Below are 20,070 nucleotides of genomic sequence, written 5' to 3'. Positions count from 1 at the left end.
GCTGCACTGAATGACGAGTTCAGCGCAATCAATTTTAATTAAATACGTGCAACAATTGCTGCAGCAACATCACTGGTGGTATACCCTGCATTTGGATAGATGTCAGGCGTACCCACACCGGCTTCAACCGCCTCTGCCACCGCTTTTTCGATAGTCCGTGCCGCTTCATCTTGTCCAAGCGAGTAACGCAACATAAGTGCAGCACTTAAAATTTGCGCAATCGGGTTTGCCACCCCTTTTCCTGCAATATCGGGGGCAGAGCCACCCGCAGGTTCATACAAACCAAAGCCAGACTGGTTCAAACTCGCCGATGGTAATAAGCCCATAGAGCCTGTGATCATCGCGCATTCATCCGACAAAATATCGCCAAATAGGTTATCGCAAAGTAGTACATCAAATTGGCTTGGTTGCTTCACTAATTGCATCGCCGCATTATCAACATAAATGTAATCGAGGCTTACTTCTGGGTAATCTTTACTGACTTCGGTGACCACTTCTCGCCACAGTACACTTGACGCTAACACGTTGGCTTTATCAACCGATGTAACATGGTTACTACGTAGTTTTGCCGCTTCAAACGCAAAGCGAGCAATGCGTTCAATTTCTTTACGCGAATAGGTTTGCGTGTCGAATGCGGTCTCTTGTTCGCCTTCACCGCTGCGCCCTTTTTCACCAAAATAAATACCGCCCGTTAACTCACGTACACATAAAATATCAAAGCCTTGTGCGCTAATATCTGCACGAAGTGGTGAGGCTGCACTTAAGGCTGGTAGCAACTGTGCGGGGCGTAAATTACAAAACAAACCAAAATGCTTACGCAGTGGCAACAACGAAGCACGCTCAGGTTGCTCATTCGGTGGTAAGTTCTCCCATTTTGGGCCGCCTACAGAGCCAAATAAAATAGCATCAGCATTTTCACACGCAGTAAGTGTACTTTGCGGCAATGCTTGACCAAATTCATCAATCGCAGCGCCACCTATCGCATGGTGATGACGAGTCAATGTAAAACCAAACTTTTCACTTACAGCATCCAATACGGTTTCTGCTGCAGCCATTACTTCTGGACCAATGCCATCGCCTGCTAATACGGCGATGCTGTAATTAGATTGACTCATCCTGCTTTCCTTTGTTGTTTTAAATCAGACACTTTTTGTGCACGATAAATTAAGTTATACACACGGATCATGGCACGCACTGAGGCTTCAACGACATCTGCCGCAATGCCCGCACCGTGATAAGGGCGACCATCGTATTTAGCAATAATATTTACTTGGCCTAATGAACTTGCGCCTTGCCCTGTGGCTTCAAGGTTGTATTCAATCATCTCAACCGACATACCCGTTAAACGCTCAATTGCCAAAAACGAGGCTTCTACCGGGCCATTGCCCGTTGCAGCTTCTTGCTTAGATACACCGTCAATGGTCATGCCAATCGTAGAGCTGGCAACCGATTGCGAATTAGACGTTGAGTTAACAAACTCAAGTTGATACTTCTCGTCTTTATCTCTGATTTGATTGAAGTAAATCATCGCCTCTAAGTCATAGTCATACACAGTGCCTTTTTGGTCTGCTAATGCTAAAAAGCTCTCGTATAAGCTATCCATGTCGTAGTCAGACTTTTGATAACCTAACTCTTCTAAACGGTGCTCAATAACATGACGCCCTGAACGCGATGTCATGTTTAATTGATTACTGGGCACACCCACACTTTCTGGCGACATGATCTCGTAAGTATTCTGCGCTTTTAAAACGCCGTCTTGGTGAATACCCGAGCTGTGCGCAAACGCATTCTCACCAACAATGGCTTTGTTTGGCTGGACCGGCATATTACATATCTTCGCCACTTGACGAGAAGCGCGGTAAATTTCTTCACTGTGAATATCGGTATGCACTTTTAAGTGGTCTTCACGCATTTTCATGATCATCGCCACTTCTTCAAGCGAGCAGTTACCTGCACGCTCACCTATGCCGTTAATCGTACACTCAATTTGGCGAGCGCCCGCCTGCACCGCAGCAATTGAGTTCGCCACTGCTAAACCTAAATCGTTATGACAATGCACACTTAAGCGCGCCTTATCGATGTTGGGCACATTATTCATTAAGTGATGGATCATCGCCGCATACTCGTCTGGCGTTACATAGCCCACGGTATCAGGTAAGTTGATGGTCGATGCACCTGCATCAATGGCCTTTTCAACGATACGGCATAAATCCCAATGTGGTGTACGGCCAGCATCTTCACACGAAAATTCCACGTCATCAGTATAGTGACGAGCAAGCTTAATCGACTTTACAGCCATGGCGGTGGCGTCGTCTAAGCTCATTCGTAGTTTATGTTCAAGGTGTAATGGACTGGTTGCAATAAAGGTATGAATACGCCCTTGCTCTGCTGGGCGTAGCGCTTCACCACAGGCTTCAATGTCTTTTGCAACCGCACGCGCTAAACCACAAATAATTGGTCCTTTTACTTCGGTCGCAATACGCTGTACTGAGCGAAAATCTGCCGGGCTTGATACCGGAAAACCCACTTCCATTACATCCACGTTTAAGCGGCTAATGGTATGCGCAAGTTGAATTTTATCGTCTTCTGTTAGGCTCGCTTTAAGCGCTTGCTCACCATCACGTAACGTTGTGTCAAAAATCCAAACCTTATCTTTCATAAACTGTCCTCGTTCCCAATGACCCATTAGCGAGATAAAAAAAACCCCGCGCTTGCGGGGTTTTATAATGTTTTACAAATGCAAATACACTAAGCCCCGCCTACTCGCTTAAGCAGTAAGAGGTTCAGTTTTAATGTAATTAAACGTGTCATTTGCATCTTTATTTACTAAATGTGTGTTCAGTGAGCTGTATTTTTAACATTCAACAAACAGGCTTGCAAGCATAATTTTTCTAAAAAGTAGATTGAAAAGCGACAATAATAGAAATTTAAAATCCATTAAACCGCGCATTTTGAATAATAAATCCAAAACCCAAGTCGACAGCGTTTAATTTATCGTTTACAGCCGACTCCCGTGTTTAGATTAACTTTTAAGAATGATTGTTGTCTCGCACATACATTGTGGCGCCGCGAGCAATATAACGTAGTTGCCAAATTAGACGCTCTACTAACTCTTCTCGCTGCTGTCCTTCAATATCAAGTGCCTCAGCTCCGGCGTTAAATACTAAAGTCACCATGGCCTCCGCTTGAATATACGCATGGGTGGCATCGCATGGGGTTTCGCTTTCAAGGTAGTGAGCAAGTTCTAAGATAAAGTGTTTAATTTCACGCGCGACAGCAGCACGAAATGCCTTAGAAGTGCCAGAACGTTCACGCAGCAGCAACCTAAACTGATTACTCGAGTTATCGATAAACTCCATAAAAGTCACAATAGATGTCGTAATGACACTGCCACCACTGGCTATTCGCCTACGTGCTTGACGCATTAATTGACGCAGCGTTAAACCCGCTTCATCTACCATGGTTAAGCCAAGTTCGTTCATGTCTTTAAAGTGACGGTAAAACGAGGTAGGCGCAATACCGGCCTCACGGGCAACTTCACGCAAGCTTAAATTAGAAAAACTATGATCCGCACTCAATTGATTAAATGCTGCTTCGATTAGTGCTTGTCGTGTTTTTTGTTTCTGTTGCGCTCTAACACCCGACATGGAAACTCCCAGCGTGAATTTTTAATGATTTTTCGGTTAATGAGACAGTCTAATACTTGACGCGGAGAGTTTGAAACACTATTTTAGCGTACAAGTGTACGCTCAGATTTTGAAAGATGAAAAAACCACCTATTATTTGGACCAATGTCCTATTCTTTAGCCTTACTTTTTTGGCTGCCGTTACTTTAGTGCCATGGTATGGAATTACCTATGGATTTACCAGCGCACATTGGATTGCATTCGTTGCGTGTATGTTTTATGCGGGTATGTCGATTACCGCAGGGTATCATCGCCTGTGGGCACACAAGACTTACGATACTCATCCAGTGATTGAAGCCTTTTTTGCCCTTGGTGGTGCATTTGCACTGCAAAACAGCGCACTGCATTGGAGTAGTGATCACCGTATTCACCATGGTCAAGTCGACGACCCTGTCAAAGACCCTTACGCAGCTACCAACGGCTTTTGGTATAGCCATATAGGCTGGATGCTACGTGACTATCAAGGTGATGAGTATGGCAACTACAACAACTGCCGAGATTTACAGAAAAATAAAGTGGTAATGTGGCAACACCGCCATTACATGAAGTTAGTATTAGCCACTAATATTGGTATTCCACTTGCACTGGGTTTAATGCTGGGTGATGTGTGGGGCATGCTATTACTTGCGGGTCTGCTACGTTTGGTATTAAGCCAACACTTTACCTTTTTTATAAATTCAGTGGCGCACATTTGGGGCTCTCGTCCATACACAGAGAAAAATACTGCACGTGATAACGGTTTTTTAGCGTTATTCACTTATGGCGAAGGTTATCATAACTTCCACCATATTTTTGCCAGCGACTATCGTAACGGCATAAAATGGTATCACTATGACCCTACTAAGTGGATGATCCGCTCATTGGCCGCGATGGGTTTAGCCTCAAAGCTCAAACGTACACCTGTTGAACGTATTGAAAAAGCGAAAGCAGAAACCTTGATGAATAAAACCCAAGATAAGCTCGCAAAATTGCCTTTAGCCCAAGATAAGCTTACATTATTACAATCTGAGTACGAATTATTGCTGAAAAAGCTGCAACACTTTTGTGCCCTGCAAAAACGCGTGTTAGAAATCAAAAAAAATAAAATGATTAAACAATGCGAAAAATCAGCAGTAATGACACAATATCATGAGCTTGAAGCCGCTTGGGAAAACCAAAAGCAGGCTTGGCTTGCACTAAATGCGAGGTTATTAAAAGCCTCTTTTAGTTAACATAGGAGCGGCTGTGGCCAAACAAAACGTAAAGCAAAAAGATACGCCTTCGTATCAGTACGACGCGATTATCATAGGCACAGGTCCTGGCGGTGAAGGCACCGCCATGAACCTGTCTAAAAGTAACAAGAAAGTAGCTGTTATTGAGCGCCAAGAATCAGTAGGTGGCGGTTGCGTCCATTGGGGCACTATTCCTTCAAAAGCCTTACGCCACTCTGTTAGTCGTTACATTGAATACAAAGCGAACCCACTTTTTAATATCAGCGAGCGCCCTAACCGCCTCACTTTCCCTGATATTCTTCGCCATGCTAGTAATGTCATTTCGAAACAATCTAACCTACGCAGTAGCTTTTACGACCGTAATCGTATTCATATGTACCAAGGCGATGCTGAGTTTATTGATAAACACACAGTGAAAATTACTCACATCGACGGTTCATTTGAAACGTTAACTGCACAAACCATTGTTATCGCAACGGGTTCTCGCCCTTACAGGCCACCAGGCGTTGATTTTTCGCATCCACGAATTTACGACAGCGATACCATTTTAGGCCTTGAACACGACCCTCATCGCGTGCTTATTTATGGTGCAGGTGTGATTGGCTGTGAGTACGCCTCTATTTTTAAAGGCTTAGGCGCAAAAGTTGACTTAGTTAACACCCGTGATCGCTTACTAGCCTTTATGGATGCTGAGATTTCAGATGCACTGAGTTACCACTTTTGGAATAGCGGCATTGTTATTCGCCATAACGAAGAGTTTGATCGCATCGAAACCCGTGATGACTGTGTCGTGATGCATTTGAAGTCGGGCAAACGTGTCAAAGCAGACTGTATTTTGTTTGCTAACGGACGTACGGGTAATACCGACACTCTAAACCTCGATGCTGTGGGTTTAAAAGCCGATAGCCGTGGCCAGCTTAAAGTAAATGAAACATACCAAACAGAGGTTGATAACATTTATGCTGTAGGTGATGTTATTGGTTACCCAAGCCTTGCGAGTGCTGCCTTTGACCAAGGGCGTATTGCTGCTGATGCCATTGCATGTGGTAACTGCGAAGAAAAATTGATTATTGATATTCCTGCCGGTATTTATACGATTCCTGAAATGAGCTCAGTGGGTAAAACCGAACAAGAGCTTACCGCAGCTAAAATTCCATATGAAGTTGGCCGTGCACAGTTTAAGCATTTGGCACGCGCACAAATTGCCGGAACTGAGGTAGGTAGCTTAAAGATTTTATTCCATGTTGATACTAAAGAAGTGCTTGGTGTGCATTGCTTTGGTGAACGTGCGTCTGAAATTGTCCATATCGGGCAAGCAATTATGGAACAAAAGAACGGTGGTAACACCATCGATTACTTCGTAAATACAACCTTTAACTACCCAACCATGGCTGAGGCCTACCGAGTTGCTGCGTTAAATGGTTTAAATCGCTTATTTAAATAAGCGATTGAACGTATATAGAAAAGCCCGCATATTGCGGGCTTTTTTATAACTAGAGCGACTTACTTGTGATATTTAGCGCTTAACTCATGCACTGAGTTAATAAATATACCGGCATGTTCAGGGTCAACATCTGGGGTAATACCATGCCCTAAATTAAATACATGACCAGAACCTGTACCAAAGTCTTCTAAAATTGTGGCCACTTCTTGACGAATACGCTCTGGCGTACCGTGCAGCATTGATGGGTCCATATTACCTTGTAGTGCCACTTTATCACCAACACGACGCTTTGCATCACCAATATTGATTGTCCAATCAAGGCCTACTGCATCACAGCCTGTTGCTGCAATTGCTTCAATCCACTGACCACCATTTTTAGTAAATAGTGTTACCGGCACTTTACGACCGTCGTACTCGCGAATTAAGCCATCAACGATTTTATGCATATACTGTAGTGAGAATTCATTGTAATCACGCGGGCTTAACACTCCCCCCCATGAATCAAAAACCATCAATGATTGCGCACCTGCTTTCACTTGTGCGTTGAGGTAATCAATCACTGAATCAGCTAATTTATCGAGTAATAGGTGTAGTGTTTGCGGTTCTGCAAACGCCATTTTTTTGATTTTCCCGAATGTTTTGCTGCTTCCACCTTCAACCATGTATGTGGCAAGTGTCCAAGGTGAACCTGAGAAGCCAATCAGTGGCACTTCACCTTTGAGTTCACGACGAATGGTGCTTACCGCATTCATCACATAGCCTAATTCATCAGTTGGATCGATATTAGGAATCTTTTTAACATCCGCTAATGATGAAATTGGGCGCTCGAACTTAGGACCTTCGCCGGTTTCGAAATAAAGGCCTAATCCCATCGCATCTGGGATAGTTAAAATATCGCTGAATAGAATCGCAGCATCAAGCGGGTAACGACGTAATGGCTGTAAAGTCACTTCACAAGCAAGTTCGGCGTTTTTACATAAGCTCATAAAGTCGCCTGCTTGAGCACGTGTAGCACGGTATTCAGGTAAATAACGGCCTGCTTGGCGCATCATCCATACCGGTGTAACATCGACAGGTTGCTTTTGTAGTGCACGTAAATAACGGTCGTTTTTTAATTCGCTCATGCGTTTTAGATCCTAGAACTGAATGAAATTGCGCTGATTGTATCACCATATTGCGCCGCTCACTATGGATAGATAACCGACCCTAGACATAGATCATAGTTTTTAGCTACGCCACATAAAACCGCACAATTATTGAACGAAATTAAAATAATTTTAAAACTTTTTATTAATAAATTTGCAACATCGAAAAAAGCTTGGTATAACTTATCCCGCGTTAACAAAAACAATAATAAAAATTGTATAACAATAAGAACAAAAATCTTCCCATAACTATAAGAAAGCTTGTTTTAACAAGTCCGGAAAAAGAATTAAACCACCAATTTTGGTGGTTTTTTCTTTTCTTAATCAACAAGATACCCCCTCTACCTCATTAGATTGATAATCCAAAATAAACACTAGTAGTTTTTAATTATTTCCCATACACTGCTGTTAGAGCATAAAAGTCCAGCCTTAGACAACAGCGTAAAGAAGCAGAAAAACGCTGCTTAAATATGCGCCTCTAAGTTGGCTTTTAACAATCTGTTGCAATTAGACACTAAGAATTTAGTTGATCTTTGTGTCATATTTCCTTCTTATATAGGGAAGGAAAACCAACTCAGCGAGGAGATGAAATATGCTGACGCGTTTGGAAAAAGCTCAACAAAAGTGGGGAGGTAGCCATTCTGTCATCGATAAATGGCTTACAGAACGTCAAGAGCTACTTGTGTTGTTTTGCCGTATTGCGGGATTTTCACCGTATGAAAAGAAAGATCACGCCCTACCTGATCAACTGCAAATCCAAAACTTTTGTCAAATACTGATGGATTACCTGTCAGCGGGACATTTCGAAGTGTATGACGACATTGCCAAGGCCTGTGAAGAAAAAGGCCCAGAAAGCCAAAAGCTAGCCAATGCGCTCTACCCACAAATTTCTGAAACTACCGATGTTGCATTAGACTTTAACGACAAATACGCTGAAGTTGACTCAGATGACTTGCTCGACGAATTTGATAAAGATTTATCAGTGCTAGGTGAAGCACTTGAGCTGCGCTTTGAATTAGAAGATGAACTAATCGATAATCTCTATTCAAACCACACCAGCTAACACAGTAAGACGGCAGCAGAGAACACTTTCTCTGCTGGAAAGTCTTGTTATCTGCCTACCTTAATAGAATGTTATATTCCATTTCATAACAAAAATTTGAAATAATTATTTTAATGCGTTACTCATAGTAAAAAAATGAGGCGCACGATGAACAAACGTACTTTCTTAAAATCTCTTTCTGTTCTTGCAGCAGGTGCAAGTTTAGCAACCAGCCAACCACTGATTGGCGCATCACACACTGCAACTCCCACTTTAGTAAAACCAAAGCCATTAAAAAAAGGGGGAACCATTGGTCTGTGCAGCCCATCAGCGGCAACCGCTGAGCACGCTGACATCATACTCGCAAAAGGTGTAATAGAAGCACTCGGCTATAGAGCAAAGCTTGCCCCTAATATTTTAGCCCGACGCGGTCATTTAGCTGGCACAGATGCACAAAGAGCGAGTGACTTAAACAGCTTATTTGCCGACCCACATGTCGATGCGATTGTGTGCTTACGGGGTGGGTCGGGTGCGGCTCGCATCCTGCCACTTTTAGACTATGCAACAATTCGAAATAATCCGAAACCTCTTATGGGCTATTCTGATATCACGGCATTACATAATGCATTACTCGCTAAAGCCGGGCTTATTAGTTTTCATGGCCCTAATGCCACCAGCGATTGGAATCCATTTCATGTTGCGCAATTTAAAAACATGTTTGAACAACGTCAGTTAATGCGCTACCAAAATTTATCCAAAGCAGACGATGAACTAGTCAACAGCCAATACTTAACCCAAACCATCAATGCGGGTCAGGTCAGTGGCCGTTTAATCGGGGGGAATCTCACTGTACTCACAGCACTCGCAGGCTCTGACTACTTACCTGACTTTAATGGGGCTATTTTATTTTTAGAAGATATTGATGAAGCCCCTTATCGTATTGACCGTATGATGAGCACCCTTAAACTTATGGGCGCACTAGATAAAATAGCGGGGTTTGTATTTGGTGATTGTAATGACTGTAAGCCAGGTCGAGGCTATGGCTCATTAACCTTGGATGATATCTTTGCTGATTATATTAAGCCATTAGGCATTCCGGCTTATCGCGGTGCAATGATTGGTCATATTAAACGCCAGTTTATTTTACCGGTCGGTACGGTGGTGGCACTTGATGCCGATAAAGGCACGCTGCAAATGAAAGAAACAGCATTTAGCAGCTAAAAAAAGGGCCTACTTTAGGCCCTTTTCTCATTGAGTAAAAAATTACTCTGCAGCAGCTGCTTTTTCTTCGCTTTGAATTTCAAGTAGTTCTACTTCAAACACAAGCGTTGAGTTAGCAGGGATCTTACCTAGGTCGCGCTCACCGTAAGCAAGATCAGCTGGAATAGTGAACTTGTACTTAGAGCCAACAGGCATTAACTGTAAACCTTCAGTCCAACCTGGGATCACACGGTTAAGTGGGAAAGTCGTTGGCTCATTACGTGAATAAGAGCTATCGAACTCAGTTCCATCTAGTAAAGTACCTTTGTAGTGTACTTTTACCACGTCAGTTGCAACTGGCTTTTCGCCATCACCTTGTGAAATCACTTCGTACTGTAAACCAGACTCAGTTACTGTCACGCCTTCTTTCTTCGCGTTCTCAGCTAGGTATTTTTCGCCTTCAGCTTTGCTCTGTTCAGCTTCTACTTTTGCTTTTTCTTGTTGCTTAGTACGAATGCTTTGATCAAGCGCTGTTAACACTTCACGAATTTTTTCGTCGTCTAATTTTGCGTTACCTGCAAGTGCGTCTTCAAAACCACGCTTTAATAGCGCTTCATCTAATTCAACACCTAACTCTTTTTTGTCAGCTAAGTCTTGATTCAAGAAATTACCAACAGAGGCACCGATACCGTATGCTTGTTGTTGTGCTTCAGTCTCTAGTTTAACTTCAACTTGCTGTTCTTTTTTTGCTTCTTGATTACAAGCTGTAAGCGCTAAAACTGACGCTGCAATCAATGACAATTTAATCGTCTTTCTCATTTTATATCTCCGACACACTTTGCAGTTGTCAATTATTGTATTATTACTAGTTAAAGATTAACGACCTACATGGTAGGCTGCTTGTCTAATAACTAAACTTCATGCAAACGCATGATCAGTGATTAGAATAACAACCTAGGCCTTTAATGAGCCCTAGTCTAACCTCTCAATCACGAAGAGTTAAGGGGAAATACCCGTAATATGTCGATATTTCGTACTTTTTTGTATCTGCTAAGCCTAAGCTTAGTTGTTGCCTGCTCTGAGCAACATGAGCAATCCACTGCACGTTATGAACATGCGGCTAAAGGTGCGTTTGCATCTGCTATTTCGCATGATGGCAAATACAGCGTGATCTCATCTATACACCATGGGGTCGCGCTGTGGGATAATCAACAGCAGGTATTAAAATACCAATGGTTTCAACAACAAGCTCAAGATAGCCTCGTTCACACTGTGGCAATCTCTTACGACAATAGCCATGCTGTCACCGCAGAAAAGTCCACATTTGCTGTGTGGGACATTAACTCAGGTAAAAACACGGGCTACTATAAAATACACGCCTCAACAATTAGAGATATCGCGATTAGCAACCAAGGACGCAGCGTGTTATATGGCCGCGCCGACGGTGTAGTCGTTTACCTCGACTTAGAGACCGGAAGACGCATAGAGTTCCTTGGCCACCAAGAAAAAGTGAATGTTGTTGACCTTTCACCGAATGGTCATTACGCAATCAGTGGTTCTAATGACTATGTTGCCTACTTTTGGGATACCCGTACAGGGCAAGTTATACATCGCTTTAACCACCCGACTCGCGTTACTCAAGTCGCCCTCGATCCACAAGGCCGCTATGCATTTACAGCTGACAGTATGAAGCAAGCAAATGTATGGCAACTGACTACAGGTGATCTTGTTAGCAAACTGGCGTATATTGCGCGTCAGAAAATTTTTACCGCAGTGCGTTTTAACGATGAAGGCACCTTAATTGCAACCGGGTCACCCAATCGACTTGTTGAATTATGGCAGCTAGACTCAGGTAAAAAATTGCAAACGTGGCAAGTGGTTCCTCGTGAAGGAAGTCGCCCGAAATCGGCCGTGGTGTTAGATGTTGCGTTTACTGATAACAACCAAGCGTTATTAACCGAAAGCTCCAGCGGATTCGCTGAAAGTTTTAATGTAAGAGAATCAAATGAACACAATTGAACATCGTCTAATGGAACTTGAAGCAAAAGTCGCTTTTCAAGATGAAACAATTGAAATATTAAATGATGAGCTTAAAGCGCATCAGCAACAGCTTGCAAAAATGAAGCGCCAGACTGAATTGCTTGCAGAAAAAATTAAAGAAGCACAACAACCTTCTTTAATGTCGCAGATGCATGAGCCGCCTCCGCCACATTATTAATATTGAAAAATTTAGCCGGGTTAATCGCCCGGCTTAAACACCCCAATCACTTGTTCAAACTGGCGTGTTGAGGCTTGTACTGCTTTTTCTGGCTGAGTCATTTTATGGCCACACTGCACACATTCTACTTTCTCAACATCATGCTCTTTATAAAGCATCATCGTATCCATCGCATTACACTCTGGGCATGATGCCCCTGCGATAAAGCGTTTTTTTTGTCTCATACATGATCTCCGGTGCCATTTAGGCGGCTATTTTAGCCTAATAATTCTGTGTTTGATACGATTGCGAAGCCTAATACGATCCGTGTTATGATATGCGCAATTAAAACTGTGGTGTGCAAGTAAACTTTCATGATCCAAATTTCAGACATCGAGCTTCTTCGTGGTGGTAATGCCTTATTAAAAGGTGCCTCTGCAACCTTATTCCCTGAGCATAAAGTAGGCCTAGTCGGGGCTAATGGCTGTGGTAAATCCACATTGTTCGCGCTATTAAAGTCTGAATTACAACTCGATGCTGGTGAATGCAGTATTCCTAAAGACTGGTCCATTTCTTCTGTAAAACAAGAAACACCGGCTCTCGATATTAGTGCGCTTGATTACGTACTCCAAGGCCATCCTGACTATTACACACTCAGAATCGCACTACGCGAAGCCGAGCAAAATAATGATGGCGCGGCACAAGCAAAGGCACATATTGGGCTTGAAAATATCCAAGGTTACAGCATTGAAGCAAAAGCCGGTGAACTGCTACATGGTTTAGGTTTCTCCAATGAGCAAATTGACAACCCTGTGAGTGCCTTTTCGGGGGGGTGGCGTATGCGCTTAAACTTGGCACAAGCCCTTATTCGCGATGCCGATTTATTGCTTTTAGATGAGCCAACCAACCACTTAGACCTTGATGCTGTTTACTGGTTAGAGCGCTTTTTACGCGCCTATACTGGCACACTTGTGCTTATCTCACACGACCGTGAGTTTCTCGATGCGGTGGTTGATCAAATTTGGCATATCGACCAGCAAAAAATTAATATTTATAAAGGCAATTACTCGCAATTTGAACGCCAAAAAGCAGAACGCTTATTACAGCAACAGGCCATGTTCGAAAAGCAACAAGAACAAATTGCGCATCTTGAACAGTTTATTACTCGCTTTAAAGCCAAAGCAAGTAAAGCAAAACAAGCACAAAGCCGGGTAAAAGCACTGGAGCGTATGGAAAAGCTGGCGCCAGCACATGCTGATTCACCCTTCGATTTTGAGTTTGCTGAACCAACCGCACTACCGAACCCGCTCATGACACTTGACCAAGCCAAAGCGGGCTATGGCGATACCACCATTTTACACAGCATTAAGCTTAACCTCGTACCGGGCAGCCGTATTGCCTTGCTTGGTCGAAATGGCGCGGGTAAATCAACGCTAATAAAATTATTAGCTGGAGATCTCAAACCGCAAGCGGGCGAAGTGTTTCAGCATCAAGGATTAAATATTGGCTACTTTGCGCAGCACCAACTCGAATCGTTGGATCTAAGAGCCAGTGCCGTTACGCATTTACAACGTTTAAATCCGCAGGCAACAGAGCAATCACTGCGCGACTTTTTAGGGGGCTTTGCATTTTTTGGCGATAAAGCACTTGAGCCAGTTGCTCCATTTTCGGGTGGCGAAAAAGCACGTTTAGTACTGGCTATGTTGGTGTATCAAAAGCCCAACTTACTGTTACTCGATGAGCCCACCAACCACCTTGATTTAGAAATGCGACATGCTCTTGTAATGGCTCTACAAGGTTTTGAAGGGGCAATGGTCACCGTATCGCACGATCGCCACATGTTAAAAAACACAGCCGATGAATATTACCTTGTTGATAACGGAGAAGTAACCCAGTTTGGCTATGACCTTGACGCGTACTACCAGTGGTTACTCAATGCGAACAAAGAAGCTGCAAAAACAACTGAAGACAGTGTACCGAAAGCGCATTCAAGCATCAATCGTAAAGAACAAAAGCGCTTAGAAGCCGAGTTTAGAAAATCAGTGCAACCACTTAAAAAGCAAATTGAAAAGCTCGAAAAGCAACTCGATAAACACTCAGCGGAATTAGCTGAAATCGAAGAGGCACTTGGCGACAACGCGCTTTATAACGATGACAACAAAGCAAAACTCAAAGAGTTACTCGCAAAACAAGCGACATTAACGCCAAAAGTAAATGACATCGAAGAGGAGCTACTGATGGCCCTTGAAGAGATGGAAGAAAAAGAACAAGCGTTTGCCGATGAACTTGCTTAACAGTGACGATTTTTGGCAATTTGCATGTCAGCTTTATAGTAAAGATGACATGCAAGCACGCCTGTTAGATTACCAAAACCAGCAAGGTAAAAACGTTAACCTGTGTCTGCTATTGCATTATTTAGATTCTCTTGGGCTTGCTTTAAAAAACTCTCAACTTAATCAGCTTGAATTATGTATTATTGAATTTGACGAGCAGGTATTAAAGCCTCTACGTAAGACTCGCGCCTACCTAAAAGCCAATCAAACCGAAATTGCTGACTACGCAGCTATTCGTATAGACCTACTCAACGCCGAGTTAAAACTCGAAAAGCAGCAACAAGGAATGTTGATAGATGCGGTAAATAAATTTAGATTAGTTACGTATCCGGAGCCGAATAATATTAGGTTGTATTTACTTGAACTGTAAATTGTAAGTAATTTGGGGCAAGCTTGTGTTTAGGGTGTAGTTAGGTCAATCATGACTAAAACCATTGCCCAAGGGGATTCATACCTGTAGGAGCCAGCTTTAACTGCGAATATATCTTTATCTGTCTCACCGTCTTTTCTTTGTAAAATTTTAAAGTAATTTATTCACTATGAGGTTAGAGGCGCTACGCTTTAGGGGGTAGTAAGTAAAAGCTATACAGCGCTTCTGTAGGGTCGTGCTTTAGCGCGTTAATCTCAATAGAGTAGTCATTGTCACCATAAGCGACGACTTACAGACTCAAACCTTAAGCCATTCCATCAGTGAGCTTCATTGGATTTCACTCTACCCAACAGAATTCATAAAGTTAAATTTAAAACCTCCAGCCAAGCACAACTGAAAAATCTTGTATATCATGCTGATATTTAATTGTTCCGCTATAGTCGTATTCTTTAGACTCTTTGATACCTAGCAACGAATATTCTACACCCAAGTAAAAGTGCTCTGTAAATAAATATTCTAAGCCAATTGCTGCGTATAAATCATTGCCACTTTCTTGATACTGGATATTGTCAGTCGGCACTAGTTTGGTAGGATTAGCATCTTTATATTCCCAATGAGCTACACCAAACCTTGCATTGATAGAAAAGTCTTTAAATATTTCTGACTTTCCTTTAATTCCAAAACGAATTGATTCTACTTCTAAAGGTACTCTTACTTGCATAGATTGTTTATAATCACTGGGGAAATGAGCCGGTATTGATATCGTATACTCATTTACTGATTCGCCATGCCTATGCTTTGCAATTTCAAACGCAAGATATTCATTGAATTCATAACCTAATCGAAAGCCAAAAGAATCTGAATTTAATGTAGAAGAGTAGCTATCACCTAAATCATGATCTTGATATGTATGAATTTTATTTTTAGCTTTGCCAATTAATATTTCAGAAACTACAGTAGCCTGAGTATAGGTAGGTAATAAGACTAAAACTCCCAACAAAATAATTTTTTTCACTTTATTATCTCTATTTTAATAAAATTGAACTCCCAAAAACAGGGCGCATTTTAGCGTAAGTTAATTGAAGATATACAATAGTAATACTCTTTTTCACAAGAAATTAAATATAAACCAACTTGCCATTACTAGCTTGGTCCTCACTAACTCCTTTTAATTTTTTGATCCAAATCAACTTCTAAATCGCCTTGTGTAGCTTCAGGAAAATAGCTTGATCTGGATCATATCACCCACCCCAAAGCCAGCCTATGATTAACCCATAGACATTAGGAGGCACAACCATGAACGTATTCTTTAGAGATTTTTTTAGCGACCCCGTCTTATTTATGTCATTTGGCATTTTGGCAGTTGTTATCGTTTTATGCCTTTTTTACGTCGGATATTTCATCAAGAAAGTTCACGACGCAGAAGTTCCTAAGTAAGAATTAAGCACGACGCACAAAGCCCCCATCCAATTTTATTGTTTAGGGGCTTTTTATTTGCAACAACACAAAATTGCCACCTGTTCTAAAAAAGCAAAAACTTGCTACAATGGGCGCTTGTTTTGTCTTGAAAGTGTCAACTATGTTACCTGAGTTTAAGCCTGCGTGGTGGATGCGCAATCGCCATTTGCAAACCATAATGCCGCGCTTCTTTCGTCCTTTTCATAATACACGCTACGACTTATCAACAATCGACACCCCAGATGGTGACTTTTTAGAACTTGCTTGGGCACAGCCACACAATGAACATGCTCCATTAGCCATTGTGTTACACGGCCTAGAGGGCAACATTAATAGCTTTTATGCCAAAGGCATGATGAAAAAGCTCAAGCAGCAAGGCTTTGCGGTAGTGCTCATGCACTTTCGTAATTGCTCACGCGAAGTTAATCGCCTTGCGCGTGCTTATCATAGTGGCGAGACCGAAGATTTACGCTTTTTTATCAACCACCTAAAAAACACATTTCCCTCACGTCCTCTTTTCGCTGTTGGCTTTTCGCTAGGCGGTAATGTGCTTGCTAAATATTTAGGTGAGCAAGGTAGCCAATCGAACTTACATGGTGCAGCCGTGGTATCGGCTCCTTTTGATTTATCGGCATCATGCGAAGTAATACGTAAAAGTTTAGGTAAAATTTATCAAAAGTATTTGCTTGATCGCATGAAAAAATCAATGCAAAGAAAGCTGCCACAAATAGAACAGCAAATTAGTCTTACCCCAGAAAAGTTAATGGCTATTGATGACTTATGGCAGTTCGATAACTTACTAACGGCTCCCTTGCATGGTTTTGCTGGCGCTGAAGATTACTATCAACAAGCAAGCGCCAAACCGTTTTTAAAAACGATCGCAACACCGACACTTATTGTGCACGCAAAAGATGACCCGATGCTATCAATTAAAGCCGTGCCCGATAGCACAGATGTCAGTGAACATGTTACTCTGCGTATCTCCGAAAAAGGCGGCCATGTTGGTTTTATTAGCGGTAATAATCCGTTTAAACCCGAGTACTGGCTTGAGCGTATAGTGCCTGAGTATTTTCAACAGTTAGTTAAAAAGAGCAGTGATGATCATTCCACACGAAAAACTTGATAAAGAGACACTTTACAATTTAATTGAAAGCTATGTATTACGTGAAGGCACTGACTATGGCGAGCAAGAGGTAAGTATTGAAAGTAAGGTGGCGCAGGTTACTCAGCAACTAAAAAAAGGTGACGCAATGGTGTTCTTTTCTGAACTACATGAATCTGTCACCATTATTTCAAAAGCCGAGTTTATCGCATTACAAGCCGACCCAGAGTATCAAGCGTCGTTTAACGACTAAACTTGTAACTTTTTCTACAACCCTTCACAATGGCTTTTTAACTTTAAAGAGCCATTAAGAATGAAAAAACTAAGCTCATTGGTTGCCGCTGTTTCGTTGGCCTTAATCAGCCAAGCTCATGCAAGTGAGACGACGGCATCAGATAAAGCCATCAAACTAACAAAAGACACGATTTTAATTGATACACACATTGATGTGCCTTACCGTATTCACGATAAATGGGCCGATGTAACTAAAGCGACTGATGACGGCGATTTTGACTATCCGCGTGCAGTGCAAGGCGGCCTAAACGCCCCTTTTATGTCAATTTACATTCCAGCTAACCTCGAGTTTGAAGGCAAAGGTAAAAGCTACCAACTTGCTAATCAGTTAATCGATAGCATGGAAGCCATTGTACAGCGTGCCCCAGATAAATTTGCAATGGCTGATTCAACAGCAGATATCAAAGCACACTTTAAACAAGGTAAAATGTCGTTGGCAATGGGGATGGAAAATGGTTCACCGATTGAAGGTGACATGAAAAACCTGAAGCATTTTTATGACCGTGGTGTGCGCTACATCACCCTTGCTCACTCGCAAAGCAATCACATTTCAGACTCTTCTTACGATATTCGCCGTAAATGGAAAGGCTTAAGCCCATTTGGTAAAGAGCTGGTCAAAGAGATGAACAACATCGGTATGCTTGTAGACGTATCGCATATTTCAGATGATGCGTTTTACCAAGTCATGGAAATTTCGAAAGTACCAGTGATTGCCTCTCACTCATCGCTGCGTAAATATACGCCAGGCTTTGAGCGTAATATGAATGACGATATGTTATTAGCACTCAAAAAGAATGGCGGTGTTATTCAAATCAACTTTGGTTCAAGCTTCGTAACCGCTCAAGCTGGTTCTTGGTATGATCAGCTAAAAACAGCAAAAGCAGACAAGAAGAAGGAAGGCACGAAGCTCAGCAAAGATTTTGACGCAGCTTATCGTGCTAAGAACCCATTCCCGTTTGCAAGCCTTGAGCAAGTACTTGACCATATCGACCACGTAGTCGCGCTAATAGGCATTGATTACGTCGGTATTGGCTCTGACTACGATGGTGTTGGTGACTCACTGCCTGTAGGCTTAAAGGACGTGTCTAGCTACCCTAACCTTGTACAAGGCCTCATAGATCGAGGCTATAGCGATAAAGATATTAAAAAGATCTTAAGTGGCAACATGCTTCGAGTTTGGCAACAAGCTGAAGAGTACGCGAAAGCGCATTAAACTAACCTCATTATCACCATCTTAAAAGCGCAGCTAATGCGCTTTTTTATTGATTGCAACATCGTTTATTGATTAAAAAAATAGCATGATTTAATCTGATGATTACACAGAAGTAATTAGGATGATGTGACATGGCTTCATGGCAAGGAAATGTTGCGCTTGTATTTGCAACCGCTGCATTAGGCATAACGTTATACAACCAGTTTGGGGCATCTAAGCCACTCAACAAACCGCAACCCGCAAAGTACGATTTTTCATCTGTAAGTGGTAGCGTTCCCCTTGAAGACAGGGAAAACCTCGTCGCATTGCATGGCTATATTCTAGACCTTGAAACTCGAATTAACGCACTAGAACAGAGTAGCCCTAAAATTGAGCCAACTTTAATTGCAGAACAAATCGATAAAGTCATCGAACAACGCGAAAAAGAACGTATTGCAGAAGCTACCAAAAGAAATCCATCGGTTAATTGGTTTAGAAACTTGCCTGATGATTATCGTCAGCGCATTAAGGCCGATCAACACTATGCAAGCAAATCAATTAACGACGCATTTTCTGCACTACTAAATATCAATAATAGCGATGACGACCGTTTGGCAGCCTATGGGCAACTTAAAATGACGTTAGGCATGCTCAGACGTGATCTAGATGAAAATCAACACACAGCCGTTGTCGACGCGATGCTCAATATCAGTGAGTATACAAGTGAACCAACCACACGAATTCATGCCATAGAGAATCTATCGCGACTCGATTCTGTTTCACCAAAACTAGCCGACTACTTTCAAAAGCTCTTGCAAAGCGACGATAACGACTATGTTCGTAGCGTGTCAGCCAGTGCCCTTGTGAGCCAATTTTATCGCGCTAATCAACTCGATAAAAAAGAGTTTGCTCTTGAGCTTGCACAGCGTATTCAAAGCTTAGAATCAAGTGGCGATAGTAAAGTAGCTGACATTATGACCGACAGCCTAAAACACCCACGGCTAAGAGAAGAATTAAACAAAGTGCTTGGAAATAGTGGTTAGTGGTTAGTAGCGAGTAGCGAGTAGCGAAAAGCGAAAAGCGAAAAGCGAAAAGCGAAAAGCGAAAAGCGAAAAGCGAAAAGCGAAAAGCGAAAAGCGAAAAGCGAAAAGCGAGAACAAAATAAAGCCACGTTAGCCTCAAGCAAACTTTTTGATGTTTAATCACACCAGTAAGTAACCCCCGCTCGGTAACTGACTTCTAATATCTACCTTCTAATATCTACCTTCTAATATCTACCTTCTAATATCTACCTTCTAATATCTATTTTCTCATCCATAAAAAAACCCGAGACTAAGCTCGGGTTTTTCTTGAATGCTTAATGCATCACTATAGTTGATTACTCAACGATAGTTGC

General features: G+C 42.2%; 20 protein-coding genes. 13 read left to right on the top strand and 7 right to left on the bottom strand.

Features of this window, described 5'->3' with window-relative positions; genetic code table 11:
- Positions 1 to 38: 38 nt before the first annotated feature.
- From leuB to fabR, 3 genes are all read right to left on the bottom strand, one after another.
- Positions 39 to 1,115 carry a 3-isopropylmalate dehydrogenase gene (leuB, locus tag ACSSVW_RS13040; RefSeq protein WP_036973461.1) on the bottom strand — a complete coding sequence of 359 codons (1,077 nt, stop codon included), beginning with the start codon at positions 1,113 to 1,115 and terminating at the stop codon, positions 39 to 41.
- On the bottom strand, positions 1,112 to 2,659 hold the full coding sequence (gene leuA, locus ACSSVW_RS13035; RefSeq protein ID WP_036973462.1) for a 2-isopropylmalate synthase: 1,548 nt from the start codon (positions 2,657 to 2,659) through the stop codon (positions 1,112 to 1,114). The genes leuB and leuA overlap by 4 nt, the downstream gene beginning before the upstream one ends.
- 370 nt (positions 2,660 to 3,029) lie before the next feature.
- Positions 3,030 to 3,647, bottom strand: a complete 618-nt coding sequence (gene fabR, locus ACSSVW_RS13030; RefSeq protein WP_036973464.1) for an HTH-type transcriptional repressor FabR — start codon at positions 3,645 to 3,647, stop codon at positions 3,030 to 3,032.
- Positions 3,648 to 3,763: 116 nt separating this feature from the next.
- On the opposite strand from fabR, the gene ACSSVW_RS13025 reads away from it, so the two are divergent.
- Both ACSSVW_RS13025 and sthA read left to right on the top strand, forming a co-directional pair.
- Positions 3,764 to 4,897, top strand: a complete 1,134-nt coding sequence (locus ACSSVW_RS13025) for a fatty acid desaturase (protein WP_065979432.1) — start codon at positions 3,764 to 3,766, stop codon at positions 4,895 to 4,897.
- 13 nt (positions 4,898 to 4,910) lie between these two features.
- Positions 4,911 to 6,341: a Si-specific NAD(P)(+) transhydrogenase gene (gene sthA / locus ACSSVW_RS13020; RefSeq protein WP_036973466.1), complete on the top strand. Its 1,431-nt coding sequence runs from the start codon at positions 4,911 to 4,913 to the stop codon at positions 6,339 to 6,341.
- A 59-nt stretch (positions 6,342 to 6,400) separates the two neighbouring features.
- Here the strand turns inward: sthA and hemE are convergent, their stop codons facing one another.
- Positions 6,401 to 7,465: a uroporphyrinogen decarboxylase gene (gene hemE / locus ACSSVW_RS13015; protein ID WP_036973467.1), complete on the bottom strand. Its 1,065-nt coding sequence runs from the start codon at positions 7,463 to 7,465 to the stop codon at positions 6,401 to 6,403.
- A 613-nt stretch (positions 7,466 to 8,078) separates the two neighbouring features.
- Here hemE and rsd point away from each other — a divergent pair.
- Positions 8,079 to 8,549 carry a sigma D regulator gene (gene rsd, locus ACSSVW_RS13010; protein ID WP_454179462.1) on the top strand — a complete coding sequence of 157 codons (471 nt, stop codon included), beginning with the start codon at positions 8,079 to 8,081 and terminating at the stop codon, positions 8,547 to 8,549.
- Positions 8,550 to 8,696: 147 nt separating this feature from the next.
- On the top strand, positions 8,697 to 9,749 hold the full coding sequence (locus ACSSVW_RS13005; protein ID WP_454179461.1) for a S66 peptidase family protein: 1,053 nt from the start codon (positions 8,697 to 8,699) through the stop codon (positions 9,747 to 9,749).
- Between the two features lie 42 nt (positions 9,750 to 9,791).
- Here ACSSVW_RS13005 and fkpA read toward each other — a convergent pair whose 3' ends face one another.
- Positions 9,792 to 10,547 (bottom strand): FKBP-type peptidyl-prolyl cis-trans isomerase, encoded by a 756-nt coding sequence (fkpA, locus tag ACSSVW_RS13000; protein ID WP_065979435.1) that lies wholly within the window; start codon positions 10,545 to 10,547, stop codon positions 9,792 to 9,794.
- A 201-nt stretch (positions 10,548 to 10,748) separates the two neighbouring features.
- On the opposite strand from fkpA, the gene ACSSVW_RS12995 reads away from it, so the two are divergent.
- A complete protein-coding gene (locus tag ACSSVW_RS12995) occupies positions 10,749 to 11,747 on the top strand; it encodes a WD40 repeat domain-containing protein (protein ID WP_036973471.1) in 999 nt (332 codons plus the stop codon).
- The gene (locus tag ACSSVW_RS12990) at positions 11,734 to 11,946 is read left to right on the top strand and encodes a SlyX family protein (protein WP_036973473.1); all 213 of its coding nucleotides are present in this window, start codon (positions 11,734 to 11,736) and stop codon (positions 11,944 to 11,946) included. The genes ACSSVW_RS12995 and ACSSVW_RS12990 overlap by 14 nt, the downstream gene beginning before the upstream one ends.
- 20 nt (positions 11,947 to 11,966) lie before the next feature.
- Here the strand turns inward: ACSSVW_RS12990 and ACSSVW_RS12985 are convergent, their stop codons facing one another.
- Positions 11,967 to 12,170, bottom strand: a complete 204-nt coding sequence (locus tag ACSSVW_RS12985; protein ID WP_036973475.1) for a YheV family putative zinc ribbon protein — start codon at positions 12,168 to 12,170, stop codon at positions 11,967 to 11,969.
- A gap of 129 nt (positions 12,171 to 12,299) precedes the next feature.
- On the opposite strand from ACSSVW_RS12985, the gene ACSSVW_RS12980 reads away from it, so the two are divergent.
- Together ACSSVW_RS12980 and ACSSVW_RS12975 are read left to right on the top strand one after the other, a co-directional pair.
- Positions 12,300 to 14,219 (top strand): ATP-binding cassette domain-containing protein, encoded by a 1,920-nt coding sequence (locus tag ACSSVW_RS12980; RefSeq protein ID WP_454179460.1) that lies wholly within the window; start codon positions 12,300 to 12,302, stop codon positions 14,217 to 14,219.
- Entirely contained in the window at positions 14,206 to 14,628 is a 423-nt protein-coding gene (locus tag ACSSVW_RS12975) for a TIGR02444 family protein (protein ID WP_454179459.1), read from the top strand. Before ACSSVW_RS12980 ends, ACSSVW_RS12975 begins: the two co-directional genes overlap by 14 nt.
- 370 nt (positions 14,629 to 14,998) lie before the next feature.
- Here ACSSVW_RS12975 and ACSSVW_RS12970 read toward each other — a convergent pair whose 3' ends face one another.
- A complete protein-coding gene (locus tag ACSSVW_RS12970; protein WP_051501944.1) occupies positions 14,999 to 15,643 on the bottom strand; it encodes an outer membrane beta-barrel protein in 645 nt (214 codons plus the stop codon).
- A gap of 281 nt (positions 15,644 to 15,924) precedes the next feature.
- Here ACSSVW_RS12970 and ACSSVW_RS12965 point away from each other — a divergent pair, with 281 nt between their 5' ends.
- The 5 genes from ACSSVW_RS12965 to ACSSVW_RS12945 all read left to right on the top strand — a co-directional run bounded on the left by ACSSVW_RS12965 (position 15,925) and on the right by ACSSVW_RS12945 (position 19,717).
- Positions 15,925 to 16,065: a DUF3149 domain-containing protein gene (locus tag ACSSVW_RS12965; RefSeq protein ID WP_074989877.1), complete on the top strand. Its 141-nt coding sequence runs from the start codon at positions 15,925 to 15,927 to the stop codon at positions 16,063 to 16,065.
- Between the two features lie 142 nt (positions 16,066 to 16,207).
- Complete coding sequence (locus ACSSVW_RS12960; RefSeq protein ID WP_036973479.1) at positions 16,208 to 17,209, top strand: hydrolase; 1,002 nt, start codon at positions 16,208 to 16,210, stop codon at positions 17,207 to 17,209.
- Positions 17,184 to 17,441, top strand: a complete 258-nt coding sequence (locus ACSSVW_RS12955; protein WP_036973480.1) for a YheU family protein — start codon at positions 17,184 to 17,186, stop codon at positions 17,439 to 17,441. Before ACSSVW_RS12960 ends, ACSSVW_RS12955 begins: the two co-directional genes overlap by 26 nt.
- 60 nt (positions 17,442 to 17,501) lie before the next feature.
- Positions 17,502 to 18,695 carry a dipeptidase gene (locus ACSSVW_RS12950; protein ID WP_454179458.1) on the top strand — a complete coding sequence of 398 codons (1,194 nt, stop codon included), beginning with the start codon at positions 17,502 to 17,504 and terminating at the stop codon, positions 18,693 to 18,695.
- Between the two features lie 131 nt (positions 18,696 to 18,826).
- On the top strand, positions 18,827 to 19,717 hold the full coding sequence (locus ACSSVW_RS12945; RefSeq protein WP_065979440.1) for a HEAT repeat domain-containing protein: 891 nt from the start codon (positions 18,827 to 18,829) through the stop codon (positions 19,715 to 19,717).
- Positions 19,718 to 20,070: the final 353 nt, after the last annotated feature.

Source organism: Pseudoalteromonas sp. MBR-15, from assembly GCF_053628915.1.
The sequence above is the reverse complement of the archived record's forward strand: the minus strand, read 5'-3'. Positions and strand labels throughout refer to the sequence as shown.